This window comes from Janthinobacterium foliorum (assembly GCF_978021625.1).
The window spans coordinates 235,446-252,201 of record NZ_CDXDQE010000007.1; the positions used below are offsets into that span (position 1 = coordinate 235,446).

The 16,756-nt window shown below is 66.9% G+C and carries 13 protein-coding genes; 5 read left to right on the plus strand and 8 right to left on the minus strand.

Annotation, left to right across the window (positions count from 1 at the left end; genetic code table 11):
- Positions 1 to 70: 70 nt before the first annotated feature.
- From ACZ92H_RS16580 to ACZ92H_RS16600, 5 genes are all read left to right on the plus strand, one after another.
- Positions 71 to 2,338, plus strand: coding sequence for an alpha,alpha-trehalose-phosphate synthase (UDP-forming) (locus ACZ92H_RS16580; protein ID WP_465050091.1), 2,268 nt, complete (start codon positions 71 to 73; stop codon positions 2,336 to 2,338).
- On the plus strand, positions 2,338 to 3,129 hold the full coding sequence (gene otsB / locus ACZ92H_RS16585) for a trehalose-phosphatase (protein ID WP_465050090.1): 792 nt from the start codon (positions 2,338 to 2,340) through the stop codon (positions 3,127 to 3,129). Before ACZ92H_RS16580 ends, otsB begins: the two co-directional genes overlap by 1 nt.
- On the plus strand, positions 3,101 to 4,954 hold the full coding sequence (locus tag ACZ92H_RS16590) for a glycoside hydrolase family 15 protein (RefSeq protein WP_131370036.1): 1,854 nt from the start codon (positions 3,101 to 3,103) through the stop codon (positions 4,952 to 4,954). Before otsB ends, ACZ92H_RS16590 begins: the two co-directional genes overlap by 29 nt.
- 212 nt (positions 4,955 to 5,166) lie before the next feature.
- On the plus strand, positions 5,167 to 6,375 hold the full coding sequence (locus ACZ92H_RS16595; protein WP_465050089.1) for an energy transducer TonB: 1,209 nt from the start codon (positions 5,167 to 5,169) through the stop codon (positions 6,373 to 6,375).
- Positions 6,372 to 7,400 carry a DUF4034 domain-containing protein gene (locus tag ACZ92H_RS16600; RefSeq protein WP_465050088.1) on the plus strand — a complete coding sequence of 343 codons (1,029 nt, stop codon included), beginning with the start codon at positions 6,372 to 6,374 and terminating at the stop codon, positions 7,398 to 7,400. The genes ACZ92H_RS16595 and ACZ92H_RS16600 overlap by 4 nt, the downstream gene beginning before the upstream one ends.
- 49 nt (positions 7,401 to 7,449) lie before the next feature.
- Here ACZ92H_RS16600 and ACZ92H_RS16605 read toward each other — a convergent pair whose 3' ends face one another.
- From ACZ92H_RS16605 to ACZ92H_RS16640, 8 genes are all read right to left on the minus strand, one after another.
- Positions 7,450 to 9,780, minus strand: coding sequence for a TonB-dependent receptor (locus ACZ92H_RS16605; protein WP_465050086.1), 2,331 nt, complete (start codon positions 9,778 to 9,780; stop codon positions 7,450 to 7,452).
- A gap of 382 nt (positions 9,781 to 10,162) precedes the next feature.
- Entirely contained in the window at positions 10,163 to 11,422 is a 1,260-nt protein-coding gene (locus ACZ92H_RS16610) for a PepSY-associated TM helix domain-containing protein (RefSeq protein ID WP_465050085.1), read from the minus strand.
- An 84-nt stretch (positions 11,423 to 11,506) separates the two neighbouring features.
- Positions 11,507 to 12,214: a 4'-phosphopantetheinyl transferase family protein gene (locus tag ACZ92H_RS16615; RefSeq protein ID WP_465050084.1), complete on the minus strand. Its 708-nt coding sequence runs from the start codon at positions 12,212 to 12,214 to the stop codon at positions 11,507 to 11,509.
- Positions 12,207 to 12,830: an HAD-IB family hydrolase gene (locus ACZ92H_RS16620; RefSeq protein ID WP_465050083.1), complete on the minus strand. Its 624-nt coding sequence runs from the start codon at positions 12,828 to 12,830 to the stop codon at positions 12,207 to 12,209. The genes ACZ92H_RS16615 and ACZ92H_RS16620 overlap by 8 nt, the downstream gene beginning before the upstream one ends.
- Positions 12,827 to 13,585: an SDR family NAD(P)-dependent oxidoreductase gene (locus tag ACZ92H_RS16625; protein ID WP_465050082.1), complete on the minus strand. Its 759-nt coding sequence runs from the start codon at positions 13,583 to 13,585 to the stop codon at positions 12,827 to 12,829. The genes ACZ92H_RS16620 and ACZ92H_RS16625 overlap by 4 nt, the downstream gene beginning before the upstream one ends.
- Complete coding sequence (locus ACZ92H_RS16630; RefSeq protein WP_465050081.1) at positions 13,582 to 14,874, minus strand: FAD-binding oxidoreductase; 1,293 nt, start codon at positions 14,872 to 14,874, stop codon at positions 13,582 to 13,584. Before ACZ92H_RS16630 ends, ACZ92H_RS16625 begins: the two co-directional genes overlap by 4 nt.
- A complete protein-coding gene (locus tag ACZ92H_RS16635) occupies positions 14,871 to 15,833 on the minus strand; it encodes a lysylphosphatidylglycerol synthase transmembrane domain-containing protein (RefSeq protein WP_465050080.1) in 963 nt (320 codons plus the stop codon). The genes ACZ92H_RS16630 and ACZ92H_RS16635 overlap by 4 nt, the downstream gene beginning before the upstream one ends.
- Positions 15,830 to 16,714 (minus strand): decaprenyl-phosphate phosphoribosyltransferase, encoded by an 885-nt coding sequence (locus ACZ92H_RS16640; protein WP_465050079.1) that lies wholly within the window; start codon positions 16,712 to 16,714, stop codon positions 15,830 to 15,832. Before ACZ92H_RS16640 ends, ACZ92H_RS16635 begins: the two co-directional genes overlap by 4 nt.
- Between the last annotated feature and the right edge of the window lie 42 nt (positions 16,715 to 16,756).

Consider the following 16,756-nt stretch of genomic DNA (forward strand, 5'->3'; position numbering starts at 1 on the left):
GGAAATATTGGCATACTTGCCATGCTTTTAGCTTCTGCAAAGGAAAACGATGATAGTACGATCACTCCGAATGTCCTTGCGCTTCATCCTGCCACTGGCTCTGGTGCTGGGATTGTTTGCCTATATCGTGGTACCCCTGCTCGATAATATTACCTTGCGCTGGTATGTGCGCGATCTCGACAGCCGGGCTGAATTGCTCGCTGGAACCCTCCGGCCCTCCCTTACCGAGTACCTGCCCGCCCAGGATGCCACGCGCATCGGCGAACTGTTCCAGGGCGCCACGCGCGACGAACGCCTGATCGCCATCGGCTTTTGCGACAATGCCGGCAAGCTGATTTATCGATCCGTGGAATATCCCGCCTCCATCGGCTGCTGGAGCACGCCAACGACGGGCGGCCTGTACAAATCCCTCGCGCAATTGCCGCAGGGCCAGGTCCACATCAGCGAAACGCCCGTGATGCAGGACGCTTCGCAGCTGGGTCGCCTGGTGCTGGTGCAGGACATGAGTTTTGTCGAGCGCCGCAATACGGATACCAAGCGTTTCATCTTTGCCTTCCTGGCCGTGCTGGCCGTGCTGATTTCCCTGATGACCGTGTTCGTGGCGCACCTGAGCTGGCGCGGCTGGCTGGCGGCCGTCAAGGATATCCTGCGCGGGGAATTGCTGTCGAAGAACAATGCCGCCGTGGCAGCCACTGCCGCGCCCGCCGCCGCGCCCGCGCCGCCGCCGGAAATGCAGCCGCTGATCGGCGACTTGCGCGAATTGCTGCAGGAATACCATCTGGAACGCCAGGGCGACAACGGCTGGTCGTCCGACTGGACGCCGGACAAGCTGCGCGCCCTGCTGGAAGCGGACCTGGCCGGCGACCAGGTGCTGGTGGTGTCGAACCGCGAACCGTACATCCACACGAAAACGGAAGAGGGCATCGCCGTGCAGCGCCCGGCCAGCGGCCTGGTGACGGCCGTGGAAGCCGTGATGCGCGCCTGTTCCGGCACGTGGATCGCGCATGGCGCCGGTTCGGCCGACCGCGAGACGGTAGATAAGCTGGACCACGTGCCCGTGCCGCCGGACAATCCCAGCTATACCCTGCGCCGCGTGTGGCTGACGGAAGAGGAAGAGCAGGGCTACTATTACGGCTTCGCCAATGAAGGCATGTGGCCGCTGTGCCATATCGCCCACGTGCGCCCCGTGTTCCGCTCGTCCGACTGGGAGCAGTACGTGAAGGTCAACCGGCGCTTCGCCGAGGCCGTGATCGCTGAGGCGAAGACGGACAACCCCGTCGTACTGGTGCAGGATTACCACTTCGCCTTGCTGCCGCGCATGGTGCGCGAAGCCTTGCCGAAAGCGACCATTATTACTTTCTGGCATATCCCCTGGCCGAATTCCGAATCGTTCGGCATCTGCCCGTGGCGCGAGGAAATCCTCGACGGCTTGCTGGGCAGCACCATCCTCGGCTTCCACACGCCATTCCACCGCAAGAATTTCCTGGAAACGGTGGACCGCTACCTGGAAACCCGCATCGAGCCGGAAGCATCCGTCATTTCGTATGGCGGCGAGATGACGCAGGTCGAGGATTACCCGATCTCTATCGCCTGGCCCGACGACAATCCGGAGCAGCCCGACGTGGCCACCTGCCGCGCGCAGATCCGCAGCGAACTGGGCGTGTCGGCGGATCATTTGCTGGGCATCGGCGTGGACCGGCTCGATTATACGAAAGGCATCGTCGAGCGCTTCCAGGCCGTCGAGCGCATGCTGGAACAGCAGCCTGGCATGGTCGGCAATTTTACCTTCGTGCAAATCGCCGCCCCCAGCCGCGCTTCCCTCGATGAATATCAGAGCTTCGATGCGCGCGTGCGCAAGATGGTCGAGCGCATCAACCGCCGCTTCGGCAGCGGCGACTACGTGCCCATCCTGCTCAAGGCCGAGCACCATGGCCAGGACGATTTGCAGCGCTATTTCCGCGCCTCCGAAGTGTGCATGGTGACGAGCTTGCATGACGGCATGAACCTGGTGGCGAAGGAATTCATCGCCGCCCGCGACGACGAGCTGGGCGTGCTTGTGTTAAGTCAATTCACCGGCGCCGCGCGCGAGCTGCACGAAGCGCTGATCATCAATCCCTACCATATCGAGCAGGGCGCCGACGCCCTGTACCGCGCCCTCGTGATGCCGCCCGTGGAGCAGCGCGAGCGCATGAAGAGCATGCGTGCCCGGGTAAAACATTTCAATGTGTACCGCTGGGCCGGACGCATGCTGCTGGACGCGGCCCGCCTGCGCCAGCGCGACAAGGTCATGACGAAGATCGACGCCCACAGCCGCATCAAGCGGCGCAAGGGGCTGTGATGGATGCGCTCACCGACGATAGCGGGGCCCTGCTGCAACTGCTGAGTGCGCCCGGCAGCGCCGTTTTCCTCGACTTCGACGGCACCCTGGTCGACCTGGCGCCCACGCCCGACGGCGTGCGCCTGGAGCCGGGCGTGGTGGAAGCGCTGGCGCTGCTGGCCGAGCGCCACGGCGGCGCGCTGGCCCTCATTTCCGGTCGCCCCGTGGCGCAGATCGATGCCATGCTGGCGCCGTTGCTCCTGCCGGTGGCCGGCGTGCACGGCGTGGAGCGGCGCGGCGCCGATGGCCAGCTGCATGTGGCGGCCACGCCGGACGTCTCTCCCGTGCTGGCGCGCGCGCAGGCGCTGGCCGCGCTGTACCCCGGCTTGCTGGTGGAACAGAAGCGCGGCGCCGTGGCCCTGCATTACCGGCTGGCGCCGGAACTGGAGCAGCTGTGCCTGCAAGAAATGACGGCGGCCGTGCAAGCGTGCCCCGGTATCTTGCTGTTGCATGGCAAAATGGTCCTGGAAGCCAAGCCGGCCGCCACCGACAAGGGCGGCGCCATCGCCGCCTTCCTGCAGGAAGCCCCGTTTGCCGGCCGCCGTCCCGTGTTCGCGGGCGACGACACCACCGATGAGGCAGGCTTTGCCTATGTACAACAAGTTGGCGGACAGGGCGTGAAAGTGGGCAGCGGCCGTAGCGTCGCCGCCTTGCGCCTGGCCAGTCCGGGCGCCCTGCGCCGCGCCTTGCTGGCCGCCTCCGTATCCCCAGAAGGAGTAGACGATGACCGTATCCCCGACAGCAGCCTATGACACCCCCAGCGGCGCGCATGCGCCCGCTGCCAGCAAGCCGCCCGCGCAAGCCTCGCTCAACTGCGGCGTGGTGGGCAATTGCGCCTTCAGCGCCCTGATCGACCAGGCGGGACAAGTCGTCTGGTCCTGCCTGCCCCGTTTCGATGGCGATCCCGTCTTCAACAGCTTGCTGGACGACACGCAAAACGGCAGCGTCTGGGCCATCGACATCGAGAACTTCGCCCGCAGCGAGCAATTCTATGAACCGAACACGGCCGTGCTGCGCACGCGCCTGTACGACACGGACGGGCGCGGCGTGGAAATCACGGACTTTGCGCCCCGTTTCCTCAGCCGCGACCGCATGTTCCGCCCGCTGATGCTGATCCGCCGCGTGCGTCCGCTGGACCGCGCCGTGCGCATCCGCGTGCGCCTGCGTCCCCGTTACGACTGGGGCCGCCTGGCGCCGCAGATCACGCAGGGTAGCCATCACATCCGCTACGTGGGACCGGAACAGACCTTGCGCCTGAACACGGACGTGTCGCTGAATTATGTGCTTAGTGAAACGTATTTCGTGCTGGGCAGCACCGCCAACTTCCTGCTGGGCCCCGATGAAACCCTGGCCGGCGGCATCGACGAGACGGCGCGCATCTTCGAGAAGGAAACCATCAACTACTGGCGCACCTACACGCGCCGCCTGGCCGTGCCGCTGGAGTGGCAGGACGTGGTCATCCGCGCCGCCATCACCTTGAAACTGTCGCTGTATGAAGACACGGGCGCCATCATCGCCGCCATGACCACCAGCATTCCCGAAGCGCCGGGCAGCAGCCGCAACTGGGATTACCGCTACTGCTGGCTGCGCGACGCCTTCTTTGTCGTGCGCGCGCTCAACAGCCTGTCGGAAGTGGGCACCATGGAGGAATACCTGCGCTGGCTGACGAATATCGTCGCCCGCTCGAAAGGCGGCCACATCCAGCCCCTGTACGGCATCGGCCTGGAAGAGCAGCTGCCCGAGTCGATACTCGACCACTTGCCCGGCTACCGCGGCAATGGCCCCGTGCGCGTGGGCAACCAGGCGCAGGAACACTTCCAGCACGATGTCTACGGCAACATCGTGCTGGGCGCGGCGCAGGCTTTCCTCGACCACCGATTGTTCCACAGGGCGGGAAAAGCCGAGTTTGCCGCGCTGGAAGCCGTGGGCGACCAGGCCTTCCGGCTGCACGCGGAACCGGACGCGGGCATGTGGGAGCTGCGCACGCGGGCCAGGGTCCACACCTCGTCCATGCTGATGAGCTGGGCCGCCTGCGACCGCCTGGCGAAAGTGGCGCACAAGCTGGGCTTGCCCGAGCGGGCCGAGCACTGGAACAGCCGTGCCGTGCTGATCCGCGAACGCCTGCTGCGCGAAGCGTGGAGCGAGGAACGCCAGGCGTTTGCCGAAAGCCTGGGTGGGCGCGACCTGGACGCGTCCGTGCTGCTGATGGCGGAAGTCAATTTCATCGACCCCATGGACCCGCGCTTCATCGCCACCGTCGACGCGCTGGAAGCGTCGCTGTGCGACGGCCCCTACATGCGCCGCTACGAAGCGCCAGACGACTTCGGCAAGCCCGAGACGGCCTTCAATATCTGCACCTTCTGGCGCATCGACGCCCTGGCGCGCATCGGCAGGAAGGACGAGGCGCGCAAGATTTTCGAAACCATGCTGCTGGCGCGCAACCACCTGGGCCTGCTGTCGGAAGACACGCACCCCGTGACGGGCGAAATGTGGGGCAATTTCCCGCAGACGTATTCCATGGTGGGCTTGATCAACTGCGCCGTGCGGCTGTCGGCGCCGTGGGATAGCGCCGTGTAACGTGCCCGTGGTGCCCGCGCTGCGGGCACCACGGGCCGGAAACAAAGGGAAGTCTTTTTCCAGGAGATAAACTATTTGATCGATAGCGGGAAATTGTGAAAATGCGTGCATATTCAATATTAACAAGATGATATGCTGCAGTTCGCATGCTCCGGTACGCTGCCCGATGGCGGCGGCGTCGATCAAACCATCTTCCAGTGAAGAGACTGTTCTTGATACTCCATTCCCTGTATTTGCCCATCTTGCGCCATGCGCTGCCATTCGGCGCGGCACTGTGGTGTACCGCCCTTGCCGCCGCGCCAGTCAAGGATCGGGGCCAGTATGCCGAAATCCTCGAGCAACTGCACCGCGAGGTGGCGCTCGTTTTCACGCTGGACGCGAAGTTGGAGCTCGATCCGCCTCTGCGGGCCTCGGCCATGGCGCTGGGCGACGCCCATCTGGCGCAGGTGGACCGGCTGCTGGAAAGCTGGCTGAACGAGGAGGCCGCGCAGCAAACCGATATGACGGCGGGCAGGGATCTCTACACGGCCGTACATGCCAGGGTGTTGAACGAACTGGCGATGTGGCAACTCGACGCTGGCGATGCAGCCTACGAGGAGTCGACACTGGCGGTGCTCAAGACGGCGTGGAAGGTTTGCGTGGGCAATGCCGATTGGCGCTTCAATGATTTTTCCAGGAAAGTAGCACGCATACAGGCCATGCCCGCCGGGCGGCGCGATGCCGCGCTGGCCACGGAGCGCCAATTACTGGCCCGCTGGGGCAACGCCCGGCCCGGCATGCCGGCCATGCCTGAACCGCTGCCGCAAGATGCCGTCGCCACGTTCATCCAGCGCTGGCAGGATGGCGCGCCACGGCCCGCGCTGGCATTGCCCCCCATGCTGGCGGATGCCTTGCTGTCGAAGCGCAGCGCGTATGCGGCCCTGGACCGCGATGAACAATGCGGCTTGCACCAATGGTGGCTGCAATTGAGCTTGCTGCAAGGGGCGACGCCGGCGCAGGTGCTGTACGGTTTTCGCTATGCCACCTTGAACGCCGCCAGCGAGCGCTATGCCGGCGCCTATGACGACACCGGCGGCGGCGCCATGCCCGCGGCAACCGGGTCCGGCTACCCGCAACTTGCCAGGCGTTTCAGTGCGACGGGCACTTCCACCGTCCGTGTGCAGCTCGATAGCGCCCAAGTGCCGCGGCAAGCGAGCATCGTCGAGCGCACGCTGCAAGTGCCGGGCATCCGCGGCGCCCGGCCCATCGCCTTCGAACAGATTTTTGACGCACCGGCGCTCAGCCTTGCGATGAAGGGAACCAGCTATCCGAAACCGGATGAAGGGGACAGTGTCCGTTATCAACTGGTGTGGGAACTGACCGACCCTGATGCAGGGCAGGACAGTCAACCGAAACAGACGGGAAAGGGAACCAATCCATGACCATTTCGGCACGCCGCGCGCGCAGCGCCTGCCTTTCCATGCTGGGCTGGGCCATTCTGGCCATCGGACCCGTTGCGCCGGCCCGGGGAGCACCGGACGAGCCGCCGCAAACTACCAGGGCGGCCGAGGACTTCTGGAGAGGCGACTTCGCTGCGCTGGACAGCAGGAATGCCGCACTCAGGGAAAGCGCCGCGATGACGGCCGAAGGGCGTCCGGAACTGATGATGTTCCGCAACGGAATACGGAACGTGATCGGCTACCAGGCCAAGCCGCGTGAACCGTATATCCGGGAACTGGAGGAACTTACCCTGCAATGGACCAGGCAGTATCCGCAATCGGCCCTGGCCCATATCCTGCACGCCAGGGTGCTGGTCGAGCATGGCTGGTCGTACCGGGGCGGCAGTTTCGCCAGCAAGGTGTCGCCGCAGCAAATGGCGCAATTCGAGCGCTATTTGCGCCAGGCTTTCGAGTATCTGAAGGTGCATGGCGAGGTGGCCCTTACCGACAGCTATGCCCATCTGACCCTGCTGGAAATTGGCCGGGCACTGAGCTTTCAGCAGAAACACATGGAGTCGATAGTACAGGATGGTCTGAAGCGCAATCCGCGCGACATGGAGTTGTATTTCGAGGTTGGCACGTCGCTGCTGCCCAAATGGGGCGGCGATGCGCAGGCGCTGGACAAGTATATCCGCCAGGTCGCCACGCAGACGCGGTCGCAATACGGCGCAGGCATGTATGGCTGGATGTATTCATCTGCGGCCCTGGGACAATACCAGCATGGGCTGTTCCAGAATACGCTGGCCGAATGGCCGCTGATTCAACAGGGGTATGAAGACATCCTCGAGCGCTATCCGGACGCCGTGGGCAGGCGCAACCGCTATGCTTACTTCGCCTGCATGGCCAAGGACAAGGCTACCTTGCAGGTGCAGCTTGCAAAAATCGGCAGCGGCCTGAAAACCTCCGAGTGGGGCGATAACGGCGAGCGCATCCTGGAAGGCTGCCAGCGCTTGGCCAACGAGACCTGAATCGCAGCCCTGGCAATTTGCATGGCTGTGGCCGCCGCCCCCCGGCGCCTTACAGCCTGCCCGTCAAGCCCAGCTGGAACCCCCGCCCCGGCAAGGGCGCGATGTATTTTAATGGGGAATTGTGCGGCCGCGCCTCTTCATCAAGCAGGTTGGTGGCGCTGAGGAAGATTTCGATTTCCCGCACGGAAGAATCAGGCAGCTGGAACGCGCGGCTGACCTGGAAGCTCACCATGGTGTAGCCATCGAGCGGCACCTCCTCGCTGACGCTCTTGCCCAGGTATTTCTGCTTTTCGTAGCGGGTGCCGGACAGGCGGCTCTTCCAGCCCTGGTGTTCCCACTGCAGATTGGCGCCGTAGCGGCTGGTGGGCATGTTGGGCAGGTAGGCGCCGTCGTTGTGCGCGCGCAGCGTGTCCGGCTGGTCCGCCTTGTTCCTGACCAGGTCGGCAAATGCGGAGAGGTCCAGCCTGCCGTAGCGGCCAAGGTGAATGGCCTGCGACGCGTCGGCCTCGAAGCCCCTGATGGTCGTGTCCGTCTGTTTCCAGTATTTCAGGGGCAGGCGGTTGGCCGTCTGCAAGCCCGAGTGGCCCAGGTACAGATAGTTTTCATACTTCATGGCGTAGCCGGTGGCCGACAGCTTGAAACCGCCATGGCCGAACAGGGCGGTGAGCTCCGTATTCCTGGCGCGCTCGGCCTTTAAGTCCTGGTTTCCCTCTTCCTGGGTCATGATGGAGTAGTGGCGGTTGCTCGCATACAGCTCATTGATCTCGGGGGCTCTTTCTGATGAGGAATAGCGCAGCTTCACGCCGAACAGCCGGCCCAGGGGGGCCGAGGCGCCCACGCTGTAGCTGTTCAGGCTGAACGCCCTGTCCTCCAGCTGTGAATTGGCAGCATTGCGCGCCGTCTTGAAGCCGCTCTCGTGGATCGCATGCTGCACGCGCTCATGGCGCAGGCCCGCGTCGAAGGAGGCCCAATCGACGTCGAGGTTTTGCTTCACGAAGAGCGCGCTGCTGCGGGTGCCGGCGTCGGGCAGGTAGCGCTGCGGCCCTGTCCCGCTGACCTCCCTGGCCTGGTAGGACAGGCCCAGCACGCCGCTCAACGGACCCGCGCGCCGTTGCGCCAGCAGCAGTTCCGCCTGGTTCGTGTCGAAGCGGTAGTCATTCGCCCTGGCCGCGCCGAGCCGCTCGCCCGTCGCATTGTTCAGGCGCGACACGCGCAGCTGCGCGCTTTCCAGGTAGGGGAGCGGGTCGCGCAGCAGCGCTTCCAGCGCATATTTATCCTGCTTGATGACGACGCTGACCGGCAACCCCTCGGCATAATTCGCGCCGAAGGACTGGTTCTCCATGGAAAAACCGGGCACGCCATAGTCGCTTTCCTTGGTATCGAGGCTGGCGGCCACGTAGCCCCGCTCGAAGAAATAGGTGCTGCCGACGGCAAAGTGGGCATTGCTGGCGTAGCTGTTGCCCAGGGTGCCGTGGTAGTCGGGCGTCACGTCCTTGTTGATCTTGTTCTGCGTCATCGCCGGCGTGCCCGGCACATAGGCGGGATTGGCGGGATTGACGTAGGTCTTGCGCTGCCAGACGGAGGTCGGATTGTTGGTAAAGAAGGAAAAATCACCGTCCGCCCAGTCAGGATTTTCCGTCATGAACTGATCGATAAAGGGCTGCGACGCCTTGTTGTACACCTGCTGGATGCGCGCTTCCTTCTGGCAGCTGTCGGCCAGGAAGGTGTTCACGCCGCCGTTTGCCGGGAACAGCTGGCTGTTGCACACGCCCGCCTTGCTGTTGCCGGGAATATCGTAGTGCCCGATCTTCTGGAAGGACAGCTGCACATTGGTCGAGAAGTGCCGCCCGTCGTTGAAGTTGGCGCGCAAGCCCTGGGCATCGGCATCGTTGATGCCCTTGCGCAAGACGAGTTCCACGTCGTTCCGCTTGCTTTCCATCTTCCTGGACACGAGGCCGGAATCGACGTCGACGCTGCCGCCGATGGCATTGCCGCCATGGCGCACGCTGTCCGATGACTTGTTGACCGTGGCGCTGCGCGCAAACAGGGGGTCGAACGGGATGTTGATGTCGCCGCTGAGGGCATTCATGCCGAGGATGGACTGGCCGTCTTCGAGAATCTGCACGCGACTGCCGCCCAGGCTGCGTATCACGGGCGCACCCGCGTTCGGCCCGAAGGCGCTGCTTTGCACGCCGGAGACATGTTCGAGCATGCCGCCCAGCGTGCTGTTCCCGACACGGTCATTGTCGACGACTACGATGCTGTCGATGGCCGAGGGCCTGTCCGCGCGGACTTTGATGGTCTGCAAGGCGACGTCGTCCGCCCCGTAGGCGAGCGGGGCGGTGGACAGCATGGCGGCTGCGAATACGTGATGGCGCATAGGTCTCTCTGAAAGGGGAAAGCGCTGCCGGTGGTGGAAGCGGCAGGCGCGGAATGTTAAATGCAATTGAGTTGCAATAATAGCGGGCGCGACTTGCTATTGCAAGTAAACTGCATTTAAGTGCGGCGCATGGACGGTGGAACGGGGCGTGCGCTGTTGCCGGGCTGGCGTGGCAAGCGCAGCGCCGGCGGCCGGCGGGTGCCGGCGAATGGGGGGTAAGGTACGGAGGTGGGGTGCTGCGCGCGCTGAGGCGGCAGGCAAGGCGTGCGACGCAGGCGGGCGGGCAGGAGAAGCCCGGCCAGCCTGCGCGGTGCTGAAGCCACTGGAGGTGGCTACAACTGGCTACAAGTGGTTACAAGCGCTTGGCTTAGAAGCGGCCAGGTCAGGCGGACGGCACGGTCCTTCTCGCCTGCAGCCGGCGCGAGCGCCGCTTGCGTTCCCAGATGACGATGCCGGTGACGGACAGCATGGCCACCATCACGCCCATGAAGGACATCATGATGCGCCCCGGCATGCCGAGGATGCGGCCCGAGTGCAGGGGGAATTGCAGCTGCACGAAGACGTCGGCGGCCGTGCCTTCCCAGGGCTTGTGCTGGCCGATGATGCGGCCGTCCATGCCGTCGATGTAGAGGTTCGACAGGCCCATGCCGGCCGCGCCGAATTCGTCGGCGGGGTCGAAGAAGGAGACGTTGTAGAACGAATAATTGCCGCCGTAATAAATGCCGCCGAGGGGCGAGGTGATGCCGCGCTGCACGGCGGCCCGCCTGGCGATGTCCACCGCCTGCTCGAAGCCGATCACGGGCGTGACATACGTGCCGTAGGGCGCCGGTTTTTGCGTTTCATACGGGCCCGGCGTGGTGGTGGAAACGAGCGACATGACGGGATAGAACACTTCGCGGTACAGGTTCAGCGAGAACGAGGTGAAGGCCACGACGATGATGATGCCCCACACCCACAGGCCGCCCGCGCGGTGCAGGTCGAAATTGAGCTTGTAGCCGCCGGCGGCCCAGCGCACCACCCACGACGGTTTCCAGCGCTGCCACCAGCTGGCGGCGTCGCGGTGGCGCGGCGCCTCGTCCTGGGCGCGGGGACGCAGGCGGCGCGGCGTGGTCAGGTAGAACGCCACCATGCTGTCGAGCAGCCACACGAGGGCCACCGTGCCCATCAGCCAGTAGCCCCAGCGGTCCGTGCCCCAGAAGGCGGGCACGTGCAGGCTGTAGTGCAGGTGGCGCAAAAACGGCATCAGGCTGCGGCGCGACAGGGAAATGGCGGTTGAATCGCGCGTCCCCGTGATCTGCGCCGTGACGGGGTCGATGTAGACGGTGTTGTAGTCGAGCGCGAACGGCTTGCCGGTGGCCGGATCGGTAAGCGGGCGCACCATGAAGGCGGCCGCATGGCCTTCTTCCAGGCCCAGGGTCAGGTAATTGACTTCCACGCGGGGGTCGGCGGCCGCCACTTTTTGCGCCAGGGCAAATGGCGGCTGCAGCGGGCCGCGGCCGGGCGTGTCCATGATGTCCGCGTTGAGCCACTCGTCCAGTTCGTGGTCCCACGACGTGACGGCGCCCGTCAGCCCGGCAACGATGAGGAAGAGGGCGATGGTCAGGCCAGCCCAGCGGTGTATGACGGTCCAGAAAGCGCGCATGCGTGTTGAAACCCTGCAAAACTTGTTGAGAAATCCGCATGGCGACAAATGCGAAGCATTCTCATTATCGAGGGTGGGGGTGTTTTATGCAAGCGCTTGTCCGGACGGCAACAGGGTGCCGGGCCAGGCGCGGAAGCGCATCCACACTGGCCTGGCGCCCTGGCTGGCCATGCACAGGCTGGCCGCGTAGCCGTCGGCCGGGTACAGGGGATAGACCCAGGCGGCGCAGTGCGGGTCCTGCGCATCGGTGACGGGGCCGGGACCCGCCGGCGCGGCAAAGGCCAGCAGGGCGGGGTCCTTGTGCAAGCCCATGCCCAGCAGCTTGCAGTACGCTTCCTTGTGCGTCCACAGCTGCAGGAAGTGTCCCTGGCGCCGGGCGGGCGGCAAGGCGGCCAGCGCCGCGCGCTCGGCCGGAGCGCAGACCAGCGGCGCCAGCGCCGCGGCGTCAAGGCCGGAGCGATCCTGTTCCAGGTCGATGCCGACGGGCACCTGCGCCACGGCCACCAGGGCCAGGGCGCCGCTGTGGCTGAGGTTGAAATGCAGTGCATGGCGTTCCAGCACGGGTTTGCCCAGCGGCCCTTCGGCCAGCGCCAGCATGGCCGGCGGCTGGCCCGTGTGGTGGGACAGGATGTGGCGCAGCGCGGCGCGCGCGCGCCGGTGGCCGCGCTGCAGGGCATCGCCCCGGTAGCGCGCCGCGCGCGCCTGCTCCTGCGCGCTCAGGCACGGCGCCAGAGCGTCGAGCGCGGGGTCGTCCAGGTCGACGAGCCACAGGAAGACGGCCGCGTCATGCATGGCGCGCTCCCGCCTGGGCGACGAAGCGCCCGCCGCGCCACAAAAAGGCGTGGCGGGCCAGCGCCAGCATGGGCAGGTCGGCCGCGCTGTCGCCATACGCATAGCCGATGTCGTGCGGCGCGCGCGCCAGCCAGCGCCGGATGCGGCGCACCTTTTCCTCGCCGTGGCAATTCGGCCCCGCCAGCGGCGAGGCGATGCAGGCGCGAAAGCCGTGGCGCCGCGCCCACGCCTGCAGATACAGTGCGGGCGAGGCGCTGACCAGCACGCAGGCATGGCCCTGCGCCTGGTGCCAGCGCAGGCGCTCCATGCCTTGCGGACGCAGCAGGGCGTCCAGCGGCGCGCCCGCGTAGGCTTCGGCCAGCCGCGCCAGCGCGGCGGGGTCCATGCCGCCCAGGCAGCGCGCCAGCAGGCGGCGCTTGGCCACGTCGTTGCGCAGCAGGCCGCAGGCGTACGCCAGCAGCACGGGCGACAGGCGCAGCAGCTTGGCCGCCAGGCGCGGCGTGCCGCAGGCCTGGCGCAGGAAGGGCAGCAGCGAGTCGCGCCGGCTCAGGGTGCCGTCAAAGTCGAACAGGGCGGCCAGCGGCCGGGCGCTGGCGGCGGTGCGGGCGGCCGTCACAGGCGCGTGCGGTGGAAGACCGCGTCGGGGACCAGGCGGATGGCCAGCATGATGTAGCGCCAGAAGCCGGGCAGGTAGGCTTGCGCCTGGCCGCGCCGCATGGCCGCGACGATGCCCGCCGCCACCGTGTCGGCGCTGGCCCACAGGGGCCCGCCCTTGTCCAGGCCATCCGTCATGGGCGTGTCGACAAAGCCGGGCTTGATGGTCAGCACGGCCACGCCATGCGGCGCCAGGCGGTGGCGCAGTCCCTGCAAATAGATGGCCAGCGCGCCCTTGGCCGTGCCGTACATGTAGTTGCTTTGGCGGCCACGGTCGCCCGCCACCGAGCCGATGGCCGCCAGCACGCCCTGGCCGCGCGGCTGCAGCAGGTTGGCGGCCAGCGCCAGGATGGCCATGGCGCTGCCGCCATTCGTCGTCCATTGGGCCAGCATCAGCGGCACGGAAGCGGCGCAAGCCTGCTGGTCGGGCAGGCAGCCGTGGGCCACCAGCACGGCGTCGATGCCGCCCAGCGCCGTATCGGCGCGCGCCAGCAGTCCAGCGTGCAGGCTGTAGTCGTCGAGGTCGGCGCATTCGCCATCGATATGCGCGCCGTCGGCGCCGGCGCGCACGCGCAGGTCTTGCAGCAGGGAGTCGAGCTTGGCGCCGTTGCGGGCGATGCAGTGGACGCTGGCGCCGCTGGCGACGAGGCGGCGCGCCGTGGCGTGGGCGATGGCGGAGGTGGCGCCGAAGATGACGGTGCGTTGCAATGATCTCATGGGTTGACTCTTCTCCAGAAGCTTGATGAAAATCGGGGATCGACGAAGGCGCTGAACGCTTGCCAGGCGGGAAAGCCGGCACGGAACAGGCTGGCGGGCATGCGCGCATCCTTGGCCGGGTACAGGGCGCCGCCCGCCTCGGCGACGATGGCATCGAGACTGGCGAACAGGCGCAGGCTGTCGGCGCCCCGGTTGGGAAAATCCAGCGCCAGGGTGGCGCCGGGCCGGGCGAACGACAGCATGCCGGCTGCCGGCCGCGTGCCAAAGGTCTTCAGCACGGCCAGGAACGAGCCCTGGCCGCTGCCGGCGATGCGCGCGAGGATGGCGGCGATGCCGTCGTGGCTGCCGGCCGGCGGCAGCACGCACTGGTACTGGTAAAAACCGCGCGGACCATAGATGCGGTTCCAGTCGCGCACGCCGTCGAGCGGATAGAAAAAACCGCCGTGATGGCGCAGCGACGGCGCCGGCGGCAGGGGCCGGTGGTAGTACAGGGCGTTGAAGGCGCGCAGGCTGGGGCCGTTGACCAGCGAGACGGGCGGCGTGACGGCCATGCGGCGCTGCGCATGACGGGACAGGGGCAAGGCGTGCTGCGGCGGCGCGTGACGGGCGCTGCTGAAGATGCCGCGCGGCTGGCGCGCCAGGCAGTCGATCCACGCGACGGTGTACGGCATGTCGCGTTCGGCTGCTGCGTTGAGTTCCCAGAAGCGCTCGAGGCCCGTGAAGCGCCGCTCCTCGACCAGCATGTAGGCGTTGGCCACCGGCATCAGCTGCAATTCGGCCCAGACGATGCAGCCCGTCAGCCCCAGTCCGCCCACCGTGGCGGCGAACCACTGCGGCTGCCGGTGCGGCCCGCACAGCAGCCGGCTGCCGTCCGAGCGCAGCAGCTCGAAGGCGCGCACGTGGTGGCCGAAGCTGCCCGCCACATGGTGATTCTTACCGTGCACGTCGTTGGCGATGGCGCCGCCCACCGTTACCTGGCGCGTGCCGGGGGTGACGGGCAGGAACCAGCCTTGCGGCAGCGCCAGGGTAAGGATTTCCCCCAGCAGCACGCCGGCCTCGCAGCGCAGGACGCCGCTGGCGCGGTCAAAATGGATGAAGCGGTCCAGGCCGCGCGTCAGCAGCAGGTTGGCGCCATCGTTCAGGCAGACATCGCCATAGCTGCGGCCATTGCCGTGCGCCAGCACGCTGCCCTCCGCGGCGGGCAGTGCCGCATCGCGCGCATGCAGGACCAGCTGGCGCGCATGGGCCGCCTGCGGCAAGCCATTCCAGGAACGCACGGCCGCGCTCATGAGGGCTGCGCCTGGGCATGGCGGCTGGACGACAGGGCGGCCACGCCCAGGGCCACGGCAAACCACAGGGTCGTCAAGCGGATCAGGACGGTGGCGGCCACGGCTTGCGCCGGCGCCATGCCCTGCCACAGCAGCAGGCTGACCATGGCCGCTTCCGTGCCGCCCAGGCCGCCCGGCAGGAAGCTGAGGGCGCCGGCCAGCATGGCGCTGGCAAACACGAGGCAGGCGAACGGCAGGCTGGCGCCTGCGTCCAGCCACTGTAGCAGGCAATGAAAGGCCAGCGCTTCTGCCGTCCAGGCCGCCAGCGCAAGGGCCAGCGAGGCGGCCAGCAGGCGGGGCGCGTGGCAAGCCTGCGCCTGGCGCAGCAGCCGCGCCAGGTGGCCCGCCAGCACGCGCCCGCGCCCGCCGGCGGGCCTGGCCGCGCTCCAGGCCGCCAGCCAGGCGGCCGGCGCCGCGCGCGTCAGCAGCCACATGCCGGCCAGCGCAGCGGCGCTGGCGGCGCCCACCAGCGGCAGCATGGGCGGATACTGGCTCAGGCCAAACAGGGCCAGGCAGATTACGGCCAGCAAGTCCGACAGGCGTTCGCTGAGCAGCGCCGCCAGGCTGTGCGCATGCGGCACGCCCAGGCGCGCCAGCAGCACGCCGCGCAGCGCTTCGCCGGCCTTGCCTGGCGTCACCGTCAAGGCGAAGCCGGCCAGGTAGATGCGCAGGCTGGCGCGCCACGGCACGTCGTGGCCCATGGCGCGCAGGTAGCACTGCCAGCGGCAAAAGCGCAGGCCGTAGTTGAGCAGCGACAGGGCCAGCATCAGCGCCGCGCCGGCGGCGCCCACGCGCGCGGCGGCGTCCCCCAGCGCGGGCAGGCCGCCCCACAGCGAAAAGGCCAGGTAGCCGGCGGCGCCCATGGCGATGGAAAGCAGGAAGGCGCGGTAGCGCCATCCCGACAGCGGTGCGCCGCTCATGGCAGCACACTGAAAGTGACCGCCAGCCAGCATGCCACGGTCAGCAGCAAATGGCGGTCGGTCAGCAGGTCATGCGCGGTGTCGTTGCCCTGCGCGCGCAGGTGCAGCAGAAACAGGTAGCGAAAGATGCCGTACACCACGAACGGCACCGTGTAGATCAGCTTGGCCGTGCCATGGAGGGCGATGGTGTCGCGGCTGACCGTGTACAGGCTGTAGCTGAGCACGGTGCAAGCGGCGCTGACGGCGATGAACTGGCCCAGCATGGCGCCGCTGTAGTCGTCCAGCACGGGCCGCGCGCAGGCGCCGCCCGGCACGGCGCGGGGGCCGTCCGCCGCCGCCAGCTGCATCAGCTCCGCATGCCGCTTGGCGAAGCCGAGGAACAGGGTCACCATCAGGCCGCACAGCAGCAGCCATTGCGAGGGGGCGATGCCGATGCCCACGGTGCCGGCCAGGATGCGCAGCATGAAGCCGGCCGAGATGACGAAGACGTCGAGTATCACCACGTGCTTCAGGTACAGCGAATAAGCCACGTTCAGCGCCAGGTAGGTCAGCAGCAGCGCCGGCACGGCCACTCCCACGGCGGCGCCCAGGGCCAGCGCGGCGCACGCCAGCAGCACGCAGGCGCACCAGGCCGCGGGCGCCTTGATCTCGCCGCTGGCGATGGGGCGCCGGCATTTTTGCGGATGCTGGCGGTCCGCCTCGGCGTCCAGCAGGTCGTTGAGCACGTAGACGGCGCTGGCCATGGCGCAAAACGCCAGGAAGGCCAGCGCCGCGTGCGTGGCCGTGGTGGCGTCGCGCTGCGTGGCAAATAGCAGGCCCAGCAGGACGAAGCCGTTCTTGATGTACTGGTGCGGCCGCAGCAGCCGGATCAGCGCGCGCATGCGGCGCTCCCCGTGGCGGAGAAAAAAATGGTGTGCATGGTG